15 protein-coding genes and 1 tRNA gene are annotated in these 18900 nt (G+C 68.8%); 6 read left to right on the forward strand and 10 right to left on the reverse strand.

Annotation, left to right across the window (positions count from 1 at the left end; genetic code table 11):
* The first annotated feature begins 53 nt into the window (after positions 1 to 53).
* The 3 genes from AAGI91_09680 (at position 54) to AAGI91_09690 (ending at position 4099) form a co-directional block, all read left to right on the forward strand.
* Complete coding sequence (locus tag AAGI91_09680) at positions 54 to 599, forward strand: TRAP transporter small permease subunit (GenBank protein MEM1042887.1); 546 nt, start codon at positions 54 to 56, stop codon at positions 597 to 599.
* Between the two features lie 105 nt (positions 600 to 704).
* Positions 705 to 2027 (forward strand): TRAP transporter large permease subunit, encoded by a 1323-nt coding sequence (locus AAGI91_09685; GenBank protein ID MEM1042888.1) that lies wholly within the window; start codon positions 705 to 707, stop codon positions 2025 to 2027.
* A gap of 140 nt (positions 2028 to 2167) precedes the next feature.
* Positions 2168 to 4099, forward strand: coding sequence for a vanadium-dependent haloperoxidase (locus AAGI91_09690; protein ID MEM1042889.1), 1932 nt, complete (start codon positions 2168 to 2170; stop codon positions 4097 to 4099).
* A gap of 91 nt (positions 4100 to 4190) precedes the next feature.
* On the opposite strand, the gene AAGI91_09695 is transcribed toward AAGI91_09690, so the two are convergent.
* Positions 4191 to 4589, reverse strand: a complete 399-nt coding sequence (locus AAGI91_09695) for a putative toxin-antitoxin system toxin component, PIN family (GenBank protein MEM1042890.1) — start codon at positions 4587 to 4589, stop codon at positions 4191 to 4193.
* Complete coding sequence (locus AAGI91_09700; GenBank protein MEM1042891.1) at positions 4586 to 4804, reverse strand: YlcI/YnfO family protein; 219 nt, start codon at positions 4802 to 4804, stop codon at positions 4586 to 4588. Before AAGI91_09700 ends, AAGI91_09695 begins: the two co-directional genes overlap by 4 nt.
* A gap of 447 nt (positions 4805 to 5251) precedes the next feature.
* Between AAGI91_09700 and AAGI91_09705 the strand changes: the two genes are divergently transcribed.
* From AAGI91_09705 to AAGI91_09715, 3 genes are all read left to right on the forward strand, one after another.
* Positions 5252 to 7354, forward strand: coding sequence for a M3 family metallopeptidase (locus AAGI91_09705; GenBank protein MEM1042892.1), 2103 nt, complete (start codon positions 5252 to 5254; stop codon positions 7352 to 7354).
* A gap of 160 nt (positions 7355 to 7514) precedes the next feature.
* A complete protein-coding gene (locus AAGI91_09710; GenBank protein MEM1042893.1) occupies positions 7515 to 8525 on the forward strand; it encodes a hypothetical protein in 1011 nt (336 codons plus the stop codon).
* Positions 8526 to 8587: 62 nt separating this feature from the next.
* A complete protein-coding gene (locus AAGI91_09715) occupies positions 8588 to 8803 on the forward strand; it encodes a hypothetical protein (protein ID MEM1042894.1) in 216 nt (71 codons plus the stop codon).
* A gap of 10 nt (positions 8804 to 8813) precedes the next feature.
* Here the strand turns inward: AAGI91_09715 and AAGI91_09720 are convergent, their stop codons facing one another.
* The 8 genes from AAGI91_09720 to AAGI91_09755 all read right to left on the reverse strand — a co-directional run bounded on the left by AAGI91_09720 (position 8814) and on the right by AAGI91_09755 (position 18726).
* The gene (locus AAGI91_09720; GenBank protein ID MEM1042895.1) at positions 8814 to 10745 is read right to left on the reverse strand and encodes a DNA topoisomerase IV subunit B; all 1932 of its coding nucleotides are present in this window, start codon (positions 10743 to 10745) and stop codon (positions 8814 to 8816) included.
* Positions 10746 to 10770: 25 nt separating this feature from the next.
* Positions 10771 to 11445: a Uma2 family endonuclease gene (locus AAGI91_09725; GenBank protein MEM1042896.1), complete on the reverse strand. Its 675-nt coding sequence runs from the start codon at positions 11443 to 11445 to the stop codon at positions 10771 to 10773.
* Positions 11446 to 11531: 86 nt separating this feature from the next.
* Positions 11532 to 13865 carry a DNA topoisomerase (ATP-hydrolyzing) gene (locus AAGI91_09730; GenBank protein MEM1042897.1) on the reverse strand — a complete coding sequence of 778 codons (2334 nt, stop codon included), beginning with the start codon at positions 13863 to 13865 and terminating at the stop codon, positions 11532 to 11534.
* A 301-nt stretch (positions 13866 to 14166) separates the two neighbouring features.
* Entirely contained in the window at positions 14167 to 15252 is a 1086-nt protein-coding gene (locus AAGI91_09735; GenBank protein MEM1042898.1) for an aspartate kinase, read from the reverse strand.
* Positions 15249 to 16208 carry an aspartate kinase gene (locus AAGI91_09740; GenBank protein ID MEM1042899.1) on the reverse strand — a complete coding sequence of 320 codons (960 nt, stop codon included), beginning with the start codon at positions 16206 to 16208 and terminating at the stop codon, positions 15249 to 15251. The genes AAGI91_09735 and AAGI91_09740 overlap by 4 nt, the downstream gene beginning before the upstream one ends.
* A 4-nt stretch (positions 16209 to 16212) precedes the next feature.
* Positions 16213 to 17265, reverse strand: a complete 1053-nt coding sequence (gene metX / locus AAGI91_09745; GenBank protein MEM1042900.1) for a homoserine O-acetyltransferase — start codon at positions 17263 to 17265, stop codon at positions 16213 to 16215.
* Between the two features lie 13 nt (positions 17266 to 17278).
* Positions 17279 to 17354, reverse strand: a tRNA-Cys gene (locus AAGI91_09750).
* Between the two features lie 34 nt (positions 17355 to 17388).
* Entirely contained in the window at positions 17389 to 18726 is a 1338-nt protein-coding gene (locus AAGI91_09755) for an O-acetylhomoserine aminocarboxypropyltransferase/cysteine synthase (protein MEM1042901.1), read from the reverse strand.
* Positions 18727 to 18900 lie beyond the last annotated feature (174 nt).

The following is an 18900-nucleotide window of genomic DNA, read 5'->3' on the forward strand; positions in this document are numbered from 1 at the left end:
GTTTTCTGAGCCCCTACCGTTTTCTGTCCTCTGTCTTCCGTCCTCTGCCCTCCGTGCTCCGCCTCGCCCGCGCCATCGACCGGATCAACGCCGCCATCGGCAAGGTGGCGTGCGGGCTGATGATCGCCCTCGTCGGCCTCGGGGCGCTGACGGCGCTCCTGCGCTACGCCGGGCGGCCGCTCGGGCTGTCGCTGACCTCGAACGCGTTTCTGGAGGGCCAGTGGTACCTCTTCAGTGCGGTCTTTCTGCTCGCCGCCGCGTGGGTGCTCCGCGAGAACGACCACGTCCGCGTCGACGTGCTCTACGGCCGCCTCGGGCCGCAGGGCCGGGCCTGGACCGACCTCCTCGGGACGCTCCTCTTCCTGCTCCCCTTCTGCGGGCTGATGCTGTGGGCGACATGGCCGAGCGTCGCCGAGTCGTGGGCCGTGCGCGAGGTCTCGCCCGACCCCGGCGGGCTGCCGCGCTACCCGGTCAAGGCGCTCGTCCCGGTCGCGTTCGTGCTGCTCCTGCTGCAAGGCATCGCCGAGATCATCAAGGTGGCGGCACGCCTGCGGAGCGGTAGCACCCCGCCGGAGTCCCACGCAGCCGAGGGGGCCTGAGATGAGGCCGGGAGTCCGGGTGGTTGGGAGTGCGGGAGTAGGTTCATCCCCACCGCATGCTCATCCCCATACCCGCACCCGCCCACCCGCCCACACCCGAATCCCGTGACGGCCGACCTCCTCGGGCCGCTGATGTTCGCGGCGGCGCTGCTCCTGATCTTCAGCGGCTACCCCGTCGCCTTCGCCCTCGGCGGGACCGCACTCGGGTTCGCCCTCCTCGGGGTCGAGTTCGGGTTCTTCGACTGGCCCTACCTCCTCGCGCTCGGCGACCGAACGTTCGGGGTGATGTCGAACGCGATCCTGCTGGCGGTCCCGTTTTTCATCTTCATGGGGACGATGCTGGAGAAGAGCCGCCTCGCCGAGGACCTCCTGACGACGATCGGCGCGCTCTTCGGCCGCATGCGCGGCGGGCTGGCCTTCGCCGTTGTGTTCGTCGGCGCGCTCCTGGCGGCGGCGACGGGCGTGGTCGGCGCGAGCGTCGTGGCGATGGGGATGATCTCGCTCCCGGTGATGCAGCGCTACGGCTACGACGCGGCGCTCTCGACCGGCGTCATCACGGCCTCGGGCACGCTCGGGCAGATCATCCCGCCGAGCGTGGTCCTGATCGTCCTCGCCGACCAGCTCGGGGTGTCCGTCGGCGACCTCTTTGTCGGGGCCCTCATGCCCGGCCTGCTGCTGGCCGGGCTGTACGCGCTCTACATCGTCGGCGTCTCCGTCCTCAAGCCCGAGGCTACGCCTGCCCTCCCGCCGGAGGCACGCCGCGAGCGCGGGGCGGCGCTCCTCGGCCGCGTCCTCAAGGTGATGCTCCCGCCGCTGGTCCTCATCGTCGTCGTCCTCGGTAGCATCTTCGCCGGCATCGCCACCCCGACCGAGGCCGGCGCGCTCGGGGCCGTCGGCGCCACCCTCCTCGCGCTCGTCAACCGGCGGCTGACGCGGTCGGCGCTGTGGGAGACGGCCAAGACGACGACGCTCCTCACGACGATGGTCGTCTTTCTGCTGATCGGGAGCACGGCCTTCGCACTCGTCTTCCGAGGCCTCTACGGCGACCTCTGGATCGAGGACCTGCTCACGAGCCTGCCCGGCGGCGTGATCGGGCTGCTCGTCGTGGCGAACCTCGTGATCTTCGTGCTCGGCTTCTTCATCGACTTCTTCGAGATCGCCTTCATCATCATCCCGCTCCTCGCGCCCGCCGCCGCTCTCCTCGGGGTCGACCTCGTGTGGTTCGGGGTGATGGTGGGGATGAACCTCCAGACCTCGTTCCTCACCCCGCCGTTCGGGTTCGCGCTGTTCTACCTCCGCGGCGTCGCCCCGCCCGAGATCAAGACGACGGACATCTACCGGGGCGTACTCCCGTTCATCGGCATCCAACTCGTTGGGCTGCTGCTGATCATCCTCTTCCCCGAACTCGTGACGGGACTGCTCGACTGACCCAGGGCCCGCCGCCCGACACGTCGGGATTATTCCCTGACGAAAAGCAGGGCGTCCCCCCCACCTCGCGGCTTGCGTTCTGTAGGCGTCTCCTTTTGGAGAATGTCATCCCTACAAAACAATTCAGACAGGTATTCCCCATGAGTGGAGTTATCGGAACGCCCAACCCGGACCGCGCCCCCCGGGCCGACGCTGCCTACGAGCACCGGCGTCACGCCGGCAGCCGCGCCGGAGAGCGCGGAGCCGTCCGCACGAACGCCAACGACGAGGAGGTCGCCTACGGCGACACGTTCGCGGCCAACTATCACAAGAGCCTACCCCACGACGCCGATGGCTTCGTCGACCCCGACGCCTACCGCGACTTCGTCGAGGCCCTGCTCAGCCAGGACCATCGCCGGTTCGAGGGGGTCCTGGCCGGCGACAACTTCCCGGAGGGCACGCACCCCCGCCGGACCACAGGCACGGAGGGACGCCGCAAGCTGACCAGCCCCTTCACCGGCCACGCCTTCGACCTCCAGGGAGCGGACGCCGGCGCCCTCTCTGTCGACGCCGCCCCACGCCTCGGCAGTGACGAGTTTGCGGCCGAACTCGCCGAGGTATACGGCATGGCGCTCCTCCGCGACGAGTCGTTCGAGGACCTCCAGGCCGGCACCCCGGCCAGCACGATGGTGACCGACGCGCTGCGGAGCATGTCGTGGTTCGACGGCAACACGGCCGGCATCCCGAGCGGGGCCGGCCGCATGCTCGGCGGGCCGGACACGCTCTTCCGCGGCTCGACGCCGGGGTCCCAGGCCGGGCCGTGGCTCTCGCAGTTCATGCTCGTCGGTAACCGCGGCCCCGACACCGGGCCGTCCAAGCCGTCGGTCTGCAAGCGCACCGCCATCGAGGTCGACGACGGGTACGTGTTCTACGGCTCCGCCTTCATCGACCAGCGCAGCGCCGTGGCCGAGGCCGGCGTGGACTGGCTCCAGACCTGGGCCTCGTGGCTCGACGCCCAGAACGGGGCCGACTTCAACGGCAAGGACCAGTTCCAGCCGGAGCGCCGCTTCCTCACCACGCCCCGCGACGTGGCCACCTACGTCCACTTCGACGCGCTCTACCAGGCCTACCAGGTCGCGTGCAACCTCATGCTCGCCGGCGGCGCGCCGTTCGGGTTCGACCGCGGGATGCCGGAGACGCTCAGCCGGACGCGCTCGGCGTTCGCCAGCTTCGGCGGGGCGCACGTCCTGAGCCTCGTTGCCGAGGTCGCCACGCGCGCCCTCAAGCTGGTCTGGCGCCAGAAGTGGCTCCACCACCGCCGCCTCCGCCCCGAGGTCGCCGCCGCGCTCCTCACGCTCTACGCTAACGACCCGGCGCGCATCCCGAACGACGCGCTCCGCAGCGCGCTCGCCGAGCTCCACAGCAAGATGCCGGCGGACCTCCTCTCGGCCATCGCTGCGAAGAACGCGGAGCCGGATGCCCAAGACCGCATCACGTCGAACGGCAACACGGCCGACCTCCCGGTGATCGACGACGCGAAGAACTACCTCCTCCCGATGGCCTTCCCCGAAGGCTCGCCGACGCACCCCTCCTACGGGGCCGGCCACGCGACCGTCGCCGGGGCCTGCGTGACGGTGCTCAAGGCGTTTTTCGAGATGTACGACGAGCGCGGCGACGAGCTGCCGTGGCCGCTCGACGCGGGCGACGGCCCGGGCGGCAGCGGAGCCTACGGATTCAACCACGCCTATGTCGGCAACGGCAGCACGATCCGGCGCGCGCCGGGCTCGCACGACCTCACCCTGCAGGGCGAACTCGACAAGCTCGCCGCCAACATCTCGATTGCCCGCAACATGGCCGGGGTGCACTACTACACCGACTACTTCGCGTCGGTGCGGCAGGGCGAGCGCCTCACGGCCTCGATCCTGGAGGAGCAGCTCGCCTGCTTCAACGAGCCGGTGTCGATGAGCTTCACGAGCTTCGACGGCGACCGCATCCGCGTGCGCGGGCACGGCCTATCGTCCGAGGTGTCGGTCATCGACCGGCACGGCCACCCCATCGGCGCGGACGCGTGGTACCAGCGCTACGGAGGCTGACCTGACCCGGCCGCACTTGAGCGCCGCTCCTCGCATGCCGAGGGGCGGCGCTTTCGTGTGGACCCAGCCCGGTTACCTGCCCAGCTGACGATCAGGCCGTCTTCGCCTCGAAAGCCCAGAACTCGCTCGGGCGCAGGATGGGAAGGCCTTCGAACCGTCGCAGGACGAGCAGGTCGTTGTCGCCTGTAACCAGGCAGGCGCTTCCTCTCGCAGCCGCTAGCACGGCGTCGTCATCCGGGTCGCGGCAGACGGGCTCCGCCAGCGGCTCCGGCTCGGTGATCTCCAGCCGTGTACGCAGCAGCACGGCGGCCTCATCGACCTCGGCTTCGGGCATCTTGAACTTCCCCGCCAGCTTCTCGCGGAACTCGCCGAGGATGAACGGCGAGGCAGCCGGCGTGTGGTGGCGGACGAGATGCTCCAGTAAGTCGGCGCATGTGCCACGAGCGATGAAGGCCGCGATCAGCACGTTCGTGTCGAGCGTGACTCTCACGAGACGCGGCCGAACACGTCGTCGTCCGTGAAAATGCCTTGCGCCTGCGCCCTGCTCATCATGCTGGCGCGAAGCTGCCGGAAGCGTCGGACAAAGAGGTAGTCGCGCAGCGCCTGCCGGACGAGGTCGCTGCGCGAGAGTCCCTCTTGCTCGACGGCAGCGTCGAGCTCGGCTTTGACCTCCTTAGGTAGACTGATCGAGACAGTATCACGCATAGTCGCGTCGTCAGGTGTGTTGAGGTTCAACACAGCCTCAGCCTGTCAGTTTCCGCCGAGGTGACTCCGCATACCAGTTCGCTGAGATGGTGGTGCAGGGTGCCTGCACGGTGCTCCGCCTCAATCGCTGTAGGGCGTACGGCCGTACGCCCCTACGCCGGCAGGGTGCACAGTGAACTCAGAGAGACGGTAGCAGACCTGCATGCCAAGGGCTTCGACGTCGAGCGCTTCGACGCCGACAGCATTCGACGCCGACAGGTAGGGGCGTACCGGTGGTACGCCCTGCGACGGTGGGCAGGCTGTGACCCCACCAAACGCGATGGCGTACCGTACCTTGAACACCACCGCACCTTCCGTTCTCCAGCCCTACCGCCCGAGCCGATGAAGTCCGACCGACTGCCGATTCTCCTGCTGGTTCTTTTCCTCACTACCCACACGGCAGCCTCCATGCCCCAAGACAACGAGCCGGCCCCTGCTGAGGCCAAACCTGAAGCGGCTGCAGTCGTCGCCGATGATAACCCGCTGCTGGCGGCGTGGGACACGCCGTTCGGCACTCCGCCGCTGGACGAGATTGAGGAATCGCATTTCCTGCCGGCCTACGACGTGGCCCTGTCCAAGCACACCGCCGAGATCGAGGCGATTGCTTCCAACCCCGAGCCGGCGACCTTCGACAACACGATGCTGGCTATGCAGCAGGCGGGGCGCGAGCTGGGCCGGATCTCGCGGGTGTTCTTCAACCTGACCAGCTCGGCCTCGAACGACGAGCTCCGGGCCATTCAGCGCGAGATGAGTCCGCGCCTGGCGGAGCACAGCGCGTCGATTACGCTGAACCCGGACCTGTTCGCGCGCATCGATGCACTCTACCAGGCGCGCGGTACGCTCGGGCTGGCGCCCCAGCAGATGCGCCTGTTGGAGACTAGGCACGAGGACTTCATCCGTGCCGGTGCCCAGCTCGAAGGCGCGGACCGCGAGCGCTTCGCCGAGATCCGCTCGTCGCTGGCCGGGCTCTACACCCAGTTCGCCCAGAACGAGCAGGCCGACCGCGAAGCCTGGACGCTGGAGCTGAGCGCAGAGGACGTGGCGGACCTGCCGGACTACATCGTCTCGGCCGCGGCCGGGGCGGCGGCCGACCGCGAGATGGAGGGCCACGTCATCACCCTGGCACGCTCCAGCGTGGAGCCGTTCCTCCAGGCCTCCCCGAACCGCGCGCAGCGCGAGACGGCCTGGCGCGCCTGGACCCAGCGCGGGTCGAACGCGAACGACAACGACAACGAGGACACGATCCGCGAGATTCTGGCCCTGCGCCTCGAACTGGCCAACCTCCTCGGCTTCGAGACCTTCGCCCATTACCGCACGGCCGGGACGATGGCCGGTACGCCGGTGGCGGCGATGTCGCTGATGGAGCAGGTCTGGTACCCCGCCCGCGACCGCGCCCTCGAAGAAGCCGCCGACATCGAGGCGCGCATCGCCGCGGCGGGTCTCGACCACGACCTCGAGCCCTGGGACTGGCGCTACTACACCCAGCAGGTGCGCGCCGAGCGCTTCGACCTGGACGAGAGCGAGGTCAAGGCCTACCTCCAGCTCGACAACATGGTCGAGGCGATGTTCTACGTCGCGGAGCGACTCTTCAGCATCACCCTCACCGAGCGCGAGGACATCCCGACCTACCACCCGGACGTGCGAACGTGGGAGATGCGCGACGCCGAGGGCGAGATCGCGGGCATCTTCTACGGCGACTTCTTCGCCCGTCCCGGCAAGCGCGGTGGGGCCTGGATGTCCAGCTTCCGCCCCCAGAACGGGCTGACCGGCGAACTCCCGCTGATCCTCAACAACTGCAACTACAACAAGCCCGCCGAGGGCGAGGCCGCCCTCCTATCGTTCACCGACGCGACGACGCTCTTCCACGAGTTCGGCCACGGCCTCCACGGGCTGCTCTCCAACACCGAGTACCCCTCCCTCGCGGGCACATCGGTCGACCGCGACTTCGTCGAGTTCCCGGCGCAGATCTACGAGCACTGGCTGTCGCAGCCCGAGGTGCTGGAGCGCTTCGCCCTGCACCACGAGACCGGCGAGCCGATGCCGGCCGCGCTTCTGGAGCGCGTGCTCAGCGCGACCACGTTCAACCAAGGCTTTGCGACGGTCGAGTTCCTGAACTCGGGCTTCGTCGACCTCGCCTACCACCTGAACACCGACCCGGCCTCCCTCGAGATCGACGCGTTCGAGACCGAGGTGCTGGCCAGCCGCGAGAACCTGGAAGACATCCCGATGCGCCACCGCTCGACGCACTTCCTGCACACGTTCGCGGGCGAGGGCTACTCGTCGGGCTACTACAGCTACCTGTGGGCGGGCGTCCTCGACAACGACGGCTTCGCCGCGTTCGAAGAAGCCGGCGACATCTTCGACCCCGAGCTAGCGCAGAAGCTGTACGAAAATGTCTTCTCGGCTGGTGATACGCAGCCCGCCATGGACGCCTACGTCGGCTTCCGCGGCCGCGAGCCGAACGTGGACGCCCTGCTGCGCAACCGAGGCTTTATCGAGACGGAGTCGTGAGCGGCTCGGAAGTCACGCGGTAAGCCCAGACCACGAACTGCTTGCGGCACCTCTGCCATTCCGATGAGCCGTATCGCTTCTTCGCTGTTGTGAAGAAGTAAGGTGGCTATTTTGCTCAGTCACTGGTCATGTACACTCTCCAGAACTAGAACGCTGAGCGATGACCGTCCGACGGCTGACATCTCCTCTCTGGTTTGCAGCACCGCTCCTCGCCGTTTACGCTGCCACGTTCTTCATCGTTGAAGTTCTGCCCCAGGCCAGCGCACCGGGTGCCGTAGCCGTGGGGATGACGGCCGACCTCGTCATCCTCGTCCCGGCCCTCTACTACGTCGTCCTGGTCCGTGGGCGGGGTTGGCCAGCAATCACGCTCGCCCCGGTCTTCCTTCTCAGTTTCGGGTTGGCGTCGCTCATCGTTCCTGCGGAGCACCAGTCGGTGCTGAGAGCCATCGGATACGCGCTCCCGGCAGTCGAGCTGGCGCTCGTCGGATATGTCGGCCACAAGGCGTGGCGCGTTGTCCGCGCGAACCGGGAAGCGAGCGCGGCAGGAGGTGACTTCTACGACCGCGTGAGGGAGGCGCTGCGGGGGGCGTTCGACGTGCCAGCCGTCGCGGGCGCGCTGGCTTACGAGGTCTCGCTTTTCCACTACGCCTTCTTATTCCGGCGCACGGAGCCACCGGTGCACAGCTTCGCTTACCACCGCCGAAGCGGGTATGGTGCTGTATTCGCCGCCGTACTCATGGTTGCTGCGGTCGAACTCGTTGCAGTCCACCTTCTCCTTCAAGCCTGGAGCGAGACGGCGGCGTTCGCTCACGCCGCGCTCTCGCTCTACGGCATCATCTGGCTGATCGGAGACTACCGGGCCATGCGTAGTCGTCCACATGAACTCGGGGTCGACGGACTCCGCCTCCGTTACGGCCTGCGTTGGGACCTGGCTGTAGCGTGGAGGCATGTCGCCGGCGTCAGCCGGACACGGCAACCGGCCCCCGGTGACGACTACCTCAGCACCGTCCCGGTCGGCAGCCCCCAGTACGTCGTGGAACTCCACATGCCTCTTGAGGCGACTGGCCCCTATGGGGTCGCCCGGAGCGTTCGCCGTATCGGCCTTGTCGTGGACGAGCCGGAGGCGTTCGAGGGGCGTCTGCGAAGTTTGGGTATTCGCTTGGAGCCTTGACCGACCAGGGTCCAGATAACGGACCTCTGTCACACGTTTAGCTCTCCAACCAAGGCTGACTCATGACCTTACGGATGCGCCCCCTCTACGAGATTATTCGCGCTGGGCACGCCGCGCTCGTGCGAGAGCTAGGTGTCGTGGACGCGATCCGTTTCCTGAACCAATACGCGACGGGGCACGGCGACTACACGGCGGAGCGTCACGAGTGGCTCGGTGACGAATCGCTCGAGGATTTGGTCAAGCAGGCTCAGGAGATTGACCGAGCGCGGGACGCCTAAGCGCCCTCTGCTACACGTCAAGCTCTTCGACCTCGGCGGCGTTGGACATGATGAAGGCGAAGCGCGGGGCGGCGTCGCGGCCCATGAGGTCCGAGATCGTCGTCTCGGTCTCCAGCTTCTCGCCGTCGGGGATCGTGACCTGGAGGAGGCGGCGCGAAGCGGGGTCGAGCGTGGTCTCGTTGAGGGTCGCGGGCATCATCTCGCCGAGCCCCTTGAACCGCTGGATCTCCGGCTTGGCGCGGCCCTTCGTCAGCTTCTTGAGGATCTTCTCGCGGTCGGCCTCGTCGAGCGCCCAGTAGGTCTCCTTCCCGGCGTCGATCCGGTAGAGCGGCGGCTGCGCGATGTAGACGTATCCCTCGTCGATGAGCGGGCGGAGGTAACGGTAGAAGAACGTCAGCAGGAGCGTCGCGATGTGGTGCCCGTCGGAGTCGGCGTCCATCAGGAGGATGACCTTGTGGTAGCGCAGCTTCGCCGGGTCGAGGTCGTCGCCGAGGCCGCAGCCGAGGGCGTCGACGATGTTCGACAGCTCCTTGTTGGCGCTGACCTTCGCCGTCGTCGCCTGCTCGGCGTTGAGGACCTTGCCGCGGAGCGGGAGGATCGCCTGCGTTTTCCGGTCGCGCCCCTGCTTGGCCGAGCCGCCGGCCGAGTCGCCCTCGACGATGAACAGCTCGCTCTCGGCGGGGTCGGTCGACGAGCAGTCGGCGAGCTTACCGGGGAGGTTGAGGCGGTGGCTGACGGCGGACTTCCGCCGGGCCTGCCGCGCCGCCGTCCGGCTCGCCACGCGCGCCTTCGCCGCCTGCACGACGCGGGTGATGATCGCCTCGGCGACGGTCGGGTGCGCGTTCAGGTACTGCTCGAAGTCAACCCGGAGGGCACCGCTCACGACACCGCGCGCCTCGGGGTTGTTGAGGCGCTCTTTGGTCTGGCCCTGGAACTGCGGCTCGACGATGAAGAGGTTGACGATCCCGTAGAGCCCCTCGCGGATGTCGTCGGCGGTGATGTCGAGCTTTTTCGGGACGAGGTCGTGGGTGTCCATGTAGTTCCGGACTGACTTCGTGACGGCGTCCTTCATCCCCTGCTCGTGCGTGCCGCCGAAGCGCGTCGGGATGCCGTTGACGAACGAATGAAGTCGCTCCTTCGGCGCCTCGGTCCAGTGGAGCGCGACCTCGATCCGCCCGCCTTCCTCCAGGTCTTGCCTAACGACGAACGACGCCGGATGGACCGGCCGCGCCGTGTCGTCGACGATCAGCTTTTCGAGGTACTCCGCGATCCCGCCTTCGTGCTCGAACTCGTGGCGCGTGCCGGCCGTCTCGTCCTTGAAGACGATCTTCAGCCCGGCGTTGAGGTAGGTCTTGACTTCGAGCGTCTCGGCGATCACCGCAGCGTCGAGCACGACCGTCTCGAAGATGTCGGGGTCGGGCCGGAAGAAGATGCTGGTGCCGGTGCCGCGGACGTTCTTGCGGACGCGCTTCAGCTTCGAGGTCGGCGCGCCGCGCTCGTAGGTCTGCCGGTAGAGCGTCCCGTCGCGCTTGACCTCGGCGACGAGCTCTTCGGAGAGCGCGTTGACGACCGACGAGCCGACGCCGTGGAGGCCGCCGGAGGTGATGTAGCTCGCCCCGTCGAACTTGCCGCCTGCGTGGAGCGTCGTCAGGATGACCTCCAGCGTCGGCACCTTCTTCGTCGGGTGCTTGTCGACCGGGATGCCGCGCCCGTTGTCGGTGACGGTCAGGCTCCGCCCGTCGCGGTGGAGGACGACCTCGATCTGCGAGGCGTAGCCGTTGGTGGCCTCGTCGACGGCGTTGTCGACGATCTCCCAGACGAGGTGGTGGAGGCCCGCCTTGCCGGTCCCGCCGATGTACATGCCGGGGCGGCGGCGGACCGGCTCCAGTCCTTCGAGGACCTGAATGTCTCTGCCGGTGTAGGTGGTTGCTACTTCTGCCATGCGTGGTCGGTCGTCTGTCGTTGGTTTAGGCAGCGAGGAGGCTGCGGAGGGCGGCGAGGTTCTCGGCATCGTCGAAGGCGGCGCGGAGGGGAACGGCGAAGCCTTCGACGGCGACGCTGGCAAGCGTGCCGTGGTCAGACTTCAGCCGGAGCGCATAGGTCTCGCTCTCCTCGTCGAGGACGTAGACCTCGGCCGTCTCAGCGTCGGGGTCGAGCAGCCAGTATTCGGCGACGCCGTGGGCGGCGTAGTCTTCGAGCTTGACGCCGCGGTCTCGCACTTCGGTGCTCGGGCTGAGCACTTCGATCACGAGGTCGGGCGCGGGGTAGCGGAGCGTGTCGGGTGTGATCTCCGATGTCTTCTCTCGGCCGAAGAAGCACACGTCCGGCTCGTAGTCGTTGCGGGTCAGCGAGATGAGCGCCTTTTCGGCTACGACCGTCCCGAGGTCGTGGAGCGTCACGTACGGCTTGAGAAGCGCGACGAGGCGAGCGGTTACATCGTTATGGCGGTGGCGGGCGGGGGAATGCACAATCACCTCTCCGTTTATGAACTCGGACTTCTCGTCCGGCGACAGCGCCTCAAGAAAGTGCTCGCGGCGGGCGGCTTCCTGAGCCATCGTCTCCTGCAGCGCCCGGAGGTGACGCGGGAGCGTAGGCGAGTCGAGGAGCGCACGGGCAGCAGGTGGGATCGAGACCGTAGGCATAAGATCACTGGATAGTCGAGTACGGAGTACGCTGGTGCGGCCTTGGCCGTTCAGAAACTCGTCGCTCGTCGTTCGGCATTCGTCACTCATTGGCCGTTCAGGTGAAGCTCGACCGGCGGCGGGACGACACGGCGGAGCGTGCCGCGCTGGATCACGTTCTTGCCCTTGTTACCCCGGTTCGAGACCTCAAACTTGGTCGTCCGCACGATCTCCGTCCGGCCCCGGTTGGTCTCGACCTCGAAGCCCTCGCGGGCGGCGTCGGAGAGGACGAACCCGAGGACGCGGTCCTTCTCGTCGAGCCGCATCGCGATGACGCCTTTAGCGGCACTCTTGAAGACGGGGATCTGCGGCGCGGGGAAGATCAGCGCCCGGCCCTCGCGCGAGGCGAGGCACACGTTCTCGTCGCCCCGGCTGACCGCCGCCCCGACGACCCGGCTCCCCTTGCCGACCCGCATGAACACGCGGCCGTTCTTGTTCGACGGCTCGGCGAAGGCGTCGAGCGTGAAGCGGACCGCCATCCCGTCGTCCGTGAGGGCGACGCCGAAGGGGCCGACGTCGAGGTCGGCCGGGGCACCGTCGCCGCCGAAGAGTTCGGGCTCGGCCTCACCCACCGGGATCGGCGTGGGCAGGACGCGCTCGTCGAGCGAAGCGACGCCGACGACGTGCTCCTTGTCCCTGAAGTCGAAAAACTTCTGGACCGGGTCGCCGTAGCCGGTCGTCTGCGGGAGGTCGTCGATGCGGGCGGTGAAAACGCGGCCTGCGCTCGTGAAAAAGGCGACGGTGGCGCGCGTCGAGCCGGCGAGGGCGTAGGCCACCTCGTCGCCGTCGCGGACGCGGATCGCGCCCATCTCGGTGTAGGAGCGCTGGCGCTTGACCCACCCGTCGCGCGTCACGATGACGTAGACATCTTCCTTCGTGATGTAGTCCTCGGCGGAGTATTCCAGCACCGCGTCGGGACCGATGACTTCGGAGAGCCGATCGGTCGCATACTGCTTGCGGAGGTCGCGCAGCTCTTTTTTGATGAGGGTCCACAGGCCCTTCTCGTCGCCGAGGAGGGTGCGGAGCGCAGCGGCGGCCTTCTCCTTCTCGGCGAGTTCGGCGCGGATGGCGTCGACCTCCATCCGGGCGAGGCGGTAGAGCTTGATCTCCAGGATCGCGTCGGCCTGCAGGTCGTCGATCCCGAAGCGGTGCATGAGGCGCTGCGCGGCGTCGGCCTTGTTCTTCGAGCTTCGGATGAGCTTGATCGCCTCGTCGAGCGCGTCGAAGATTTTGACGAAGCCCTCGAGGATGTGGATGCGCTTTTCGAGCAGCTCGAGGTCGTACCGCAGCCGCTTGACGACCACCTCGAACCGGAAGTCGAGGAACGCCTGGAGCGCCTCGCGGAGGTTGACTTTTTTCGGCGCGGCGACCTCCGGGTTCTCGGTCGGGACGAGGCACGTCATGTTGACGTGGAAGCGGGTCTGGAGCGGCGTGTGCTTGAAGAGGTAGGCGAGCGCGGCCTCGGCGTCCGCGCCGCGCTTGATCTCGAGGACGACCCGCACCTCGTCCGTGCTCTCGTCGCGGATATCGACGATCTGCGGGACCCGGCCCGTGCGGATGTGGTCGGCGATCTTCTCGATCAGGTCGCCCTTTGCCAGTCCGTAGGGCACCGAGGTCAGGATCACCTTACCCTTGCCTTCCATCTCGTAGCCGCCGCGGAGGTCGACCGCGCCCTCGCCCTTCTCGTAGATCGAGACGAGTTCGTCTGGCGTGTTGAGGATACGCCCGCCGGTCGGGAAGTCTGGGGCCGGGATGAACTTCTCGACGAGCGTCGAGATGCGCGCGTTCGGGCTGCCGACGAGGTAAATGGCGGCGTCGATCACCTCGCCGAGGTTGTGCGGCGGAATGTTCGTCGCCATCCCGACCGCGATGCCGGTCGCGCCGTTGACGAGCAGGTTCGGGAACTGCGCTGGGAGGACGACCGGCTCGAAGAGCGTCCCGTCGTAGTTCGGGCGGAACGGGACCGTCTTCTTGCGGATCTCCTCCGAGAACGACGCGCCGAGCGGGGTCAGCCGCGCCTCGGTGTAGCGCATCGCGGCCGGGTTGTCGCCGTCGAGCGAGCCGAAGTTGCCGTGGCCGTCGACGAGCGGCGCGCGGAGGCTGAACGGCTGCGCCATGCGGACGGCGGCGTCGTAGATCGCCGTGTCGCCGTGGGGGTGGTACTGCCCCATCACCGAGCCGACGACCGTCGCGCTCTTGCGGAAGCGGGCGTCGGGCGTGAGGCGGAGGTCCTTGTGCATCGCGTGGAGGATGCGGCGCTGGACCGGCTTCAGGCCGTCGCGGATGTCGGGGAGCGCGCGGCTGGTGATGACCGAGAGCGCGTAGTTGAGGTAGCGCTCTTTCGCGGTCTCGTGGAGGGGGATGACGTCGACGACGGGCACGGCGGGAGGGTCGAGTTACGGGTGACGGACGACGAGCGGGCGAAGTGTGCCCGGTGTAACCTACGGGCAAGACAGCGGATGTCAAGTCATCTCACAATAACAGACAACCGGTTGCCTTCCTGCGGCGACCGCAACATACCACCCGGGGGTGTCAACCCGTGTCACTCCGCTTCTAGTTTGCAAAAACGGACTCAACCGGCCGAGGCCTCCCGCCGCACAGGCGCGCTACGCCTCTCCTGACGGGTCCCGGATCGAGTCTAGGATGACGGAACGCTGACGATCGCTACCCGGCCTGCGTCGATCAGCCTGCCGGTACCACCTGCTCCTGCGCTGCGTGTGCCTGCGCGACGACGGTGTGGACGTCGGCGAGGATCCCGCCTGCGGTCACGTCGGCCCCAGCTCCCGGGCCGGAGATCGTGATCGGGGCGTCGCCGTAGCGCTCGGTGCGGAACGTGAAGAGCGTGTCGGTCCCGGCGAGCTGCCCGAGCGCCGAGTCCGTCGGCACCTCGCGGACGCCGACCGCGATCCGGCCGTCCTCGAACCGCCCGACGTAGCGCAGCACTTGGCCTTCGGCTGCTGCCGCTGCTGCCCGGTCGGACCAGGCCGCGTCGTAGGCCGCGAGCCGGTCGGGGACCTCGGCGGCGGGCACGTCGGCGAGGGCAGGCGGGGTGAGCGGCTCGACCTCGACCTCGCTCCGCTCGACGCGGTAGCCGGCCGTCCGCGCGAGGATTATCAGCTTGCGCACCACGTCCTCGCCCGAGAGGTCGTCGCGGACGTCGGGCTCGGCATAGCCGCGCTGCCGGGCTTCGACGACGGCCTCGCTGAACGACGCCCCCTGCCCCAGCCGGTCGAACACAAACGTGAGCGTCCCCGAGGGCGAGCACACGATCTCCTCGATCCGGTCCCCGCTCGCCCGAAGGTCGCGGACGGGCTGGACGACGGGCAGGCCGGCCCCGACCGTCGTCTCGTAGCGGTAGCGGACGCCACCGCCGGACGCCGCGAGGAGCGCGTCGAAGTAGGCCTGCTCGAACGTGTTGGCGTGCTTGCTCGGCGTGACGACGAGGACGCCCGCTTCGAGCAGGCGGAGGTAGGCCCGCCCCACGTCGGGATCGCTCGTGGCGTCGACGAACACGACCGGCCGCGCCCCGCCTGCGGCCTCTTCGAGTCGCGGCAGGATGGTATTCCAGTCGGTCGGCTCGTCCCACGACGGGGTTGCGGCGAGCGCGGCAGGCGCGAGGCCATCGGGGTTCCACACCGCACCGCGTGTGGTGCAGGCACCGACGAGACGGGGCGCGCCGTCGCTGAGCGCCTCGAGGCGGCCCAGGAGCGCGGTGCCGACGGCACCGACGCCGGCGAGGTAGAGGTCAGCGGAGGCGGACGAGGTCATGGCGTGGAAGCGTGAGCGGGTTCGGGAGTCAGAGAGTCGGCAGGCGAAGCGTCGGCAGAGGTTGGTAGCAGCCAGGAGCCGGGCGCGTCGGGGGCGGCGGTGGAGCGGACGCGGACGCGCGTGGCCGTCCCGACGAGCGGGTCGAGCGCGCGGGGGTGCATCCCGAGGCGGCCCTGACGGGCGAGCGCGGCGGCCTCGTCGAGGCGGAGCGTGGGGACCGGCGCGGCGTCGGGGTTGAGGTTCGGGTCGTCGTCGTAGAGCCCGTCGGTGTCGGTCCAGCGCTCCAGCAGGTCGGCCCCGAGCGCGGCGGCGACGAGGCCGGCCGTGTAGTCGCTCCCGCCGCGCCCGAGCGTCGTCACGGTGCCCCGGTCGGTGCTGCCGAGGTAGCCGGTCACGACGGGGACGACGCCGGGACGTAGTGCTCGGTGCCAGGCCCGCAGTGCAGGGTACGTCGCAAGGGCATCGACCGAGGCCACCCCGTGGCGGTCGTCCGTGCGAACGAGCCGAGCGGCGTCGACGGGCTGCGCGTCGAGCTTCGTCTCGCTCAGCAGCGCCGCCACGAGAGGAGCCGAGAGCCGCTCGCCGACCGCGAGCGCGGCGTCGCGGAGGGCGAACGTCGCGCACTCGCCGGAGACCTCTCTCAGCACCCGGCCGAGGGCGGCGGTGTGGATGCCGAGGGCAACCTCGTAGCGTCGGAGGCCGTCGCGGCTGAGCGCAGCCGCCGCGAGCCGAGCGTAGCGGTCACGCACGCGCGCGACGTGCGGGCCGGCATCTGACCCCGTCCCGTCGAGGGCGGCGACGGCGTGGGCGAGCGTGTCGGTCACGCCGGACGCGGCCGAGACGACGACCACGACCTGAGCCTCCGCCGCTGCGCGGGCGACGATCTGGGCGGCGTTCGAAAGCGCCGTCGGGGCGCCGACGGAGGTACCGCCGAACTTGAGGACGTGGAGAGGCATGGGGCTACGAGGTCAGGGCTTCGGTGGAGGGCGAGGCGGCGTGGCGCTCGACCCACGGCCGGAGGAGGGTGCCGAGCTGGTCGAACTCGATCAGAAACGCGTCGTGGCCGTAGGGCGAACGGACCACGCCGAGCGTGGCGTCGGGGAGCGCCGCCGCGAGTGCTTCCTGCTCGGCGAGCGGGTAGAGCACGTCGCTGTCGATCCCGACGACGAGCGCGGGCACGGTGATGTCAGCGAGGCCGCCGTCGCCCTCGCTCCGGGTCGCGTCGTGGCTGTCGAGCGTGTGGGTGAGGGCGACGTAGCAGGCGGCGTCGAAGCGGTCGGCGAGCTTGGCACCCTGGTAGCGGAGGTAGCTCGCCGCGGCGAACAGACCGGGGTCATCGGGCATCGCCCGTCGTCCGTGGCGCTCGGCGAAGGCGGCGGGCGAACGGTACGAGAGCATCGCCACAGCCCGAGCGGCGGCGAGGCCTGCGCGGGGCGGCGTCGCCGGGTCGTAGTCGCCCCCGGCCCAGGCGGCGTCGGCGAAGAGGGCCTGCCGCTGCGCCTCGTTCCAGCCAATCGCCCACGCCTCGTGCCGCACCCCGACCGCGACCGGCGCGACGGCGCGGACGAACCCAGGGTAGCGTCCCCATTCGAGCGCGAACATCCCGCCGAGCGAGCCGCCAATGGCAAGCGCGACGCCGCGGACGCCGAGCGCGTCGAGCGCCGCCCGGTGGAGCCGGACGCTGTCGCGGACGGTGAAGCGCGGGAACGTGCTCCCGTAGTCCCGGCCTGTCGCGGGGTCCGTCGCGCGCGGCGAGAGCGCGCCGTAGGGCGACCCCGGAGCGCTCAGGCAAACCACGAAGTACCGGTCGGTGTCGAGCGCGCAGCCGGGACCTATGAGCGGCCCCCACCAGTCGGTCGCGTCGGGGCTCCCGGTGAGGGCGTGGCAGACGACGACGGCGTTGTCGGCCCCGTCGTTCAGGCGGCCCCACGCGCCGTAGGTCACCGTCGGTCGGTCGAGGGTCGCGCCGGCGTCGGTGACGAACGAGGCGTCGAGCGTGATGGATTGGAGCATGATGAAGGGTTGGTGGAGTCCGGGGCGGGAATCGAACCCGCGAGTAGCGGTGTTGCAGACCGCCGCGTTAGCCACTTCGCCACCCGGACGGAGGCGCTGCCCGTCGAGGCGGGCAGCGCACGCTCAGGCTGCGACGAGGGTTTTCTCGAACGCCTGCGCGAAGTCGGCGAGGATGTCGTCGATGTGCTCCAGCCCGACCGAGACGCGGACGAGTTCGGGCGTCACGCCGCTCGCGCGCTGCTCGCGGTCGGAGAGCTGCTGGTGGGTCGTACTCGCCGGGTGGATCACGAGCGTCTTCGCGTCGCCGACGTTGGCAAGGTGGCTCGCCAGTTCGACGGCCTCGATGAACGCCTGCCCAGCCTCCTTCCCACCCCGAATGCCGAAGCTGAGGACGGCACCGAAGGTGTCGTCCCGGAAGTAGCGCTGCGCCCGCTCGTGGCTCGGGTGCGAGGCCAGTGACGGGTGCCACACCCACTCGACCGCGTCGTGCGCGTCGAGCCAGGCGGCGAGGCGGTTGGCGTTCTCGGCGTGGCGCTCGGCGCGGAGCGAGAGCGTCTCCAAACCCTGGAGGAGCAGGAACGCGTTCATCGGCGAGAGCGCCGGGCCGAAGTCGCGCAGCGCCTCGACGCGCGCCCGGATGATGAACCCGATGTTGCCGAGGTCGCTGTCCGGGTTGAAGACGTCCGAGAAGACGAGCCCGTGGTAGGCCTCGCTGGGCTCGGTGAAGAGCGGGAACCGCCCATTCCGCCAGTCGAAGCGGCCCGAGTCCACGATCACGCCGCCAATCGAGTTGCCGTGCCCGCCGATCCACTTCGTCGCCGAGTGGGTGACGATGTCCGCGCCGTGCTCGATCGGCTGGACGAAGTAGCCGCCCGCGCCGAACGTGCTGTCGACGACCAGCGGGACGCCGAGGTCGTGCGCAGCGTCGGCAAGGGCGCGGAAGTCGGGAACCGTGAGGTCGGGGTTGCCGAGGGTTTCGACGAAGAAGGCCTTGGTGTCATCGTCGGCGAGGGCGAGGAACGCCTCGGGCGTCTCGTCTTCGGCCTCGACGAACCGCGTCTCGATGCCAAGCCGCCGGAGGGAGACCTTGAGCAAATTGTAGGTCCCGCCGTAGAGCTTGCTCGAGGCGACGATGTTGTCGCCCGCCTGGGCGATCGTGGCGAACGTGAGCGTGTGGGCGGCTTGGCCCGAGGCAACAGCGAGCGCGGCGGCCCCGCCTTCGAGCGCGGCGACCCGCTGCTCGAACACGTCCGTCGTCGGGTTCATGATCCGGGTGTAGATGTTCCCGAACTCTTCGAGCCCGAACAGGCGCGCGGCGTGGCTTGCGTCGTCGAACGTGTAGGAGGTCGTCTGGTAAATCGGGACCGCCCGGGCGTTGGTCGCCGGGTCGGGCCGCTGCCCGGCGTGGAGTTGGAGGGTCTCGAAGCGGAGCGGCCGGTCGTGGCCATTGGCTGTGCTCATGACGGTGCGGGGATGGACCGGCCGTCAGGGCAAACGAAAACCCCTCCGGCCGGATGGCTGGAGGGGGTGCAGTGGTGCGACGAAACGCGCGCGGACGCTAGGCGTCCCCCTCCATGCCACGGCAAGGCATACACATCCCTTTACACTGCATCGCAGCAGCGCGGAGGAAGGTGT

This window comes from Bacteroidota bacterium (assembly GCA_038746285.1).
GTDB lineage: Bacteria > Bacteroidota > Rhodothermia > Rhodothermales > JANQRZ01 > JANQRZ01.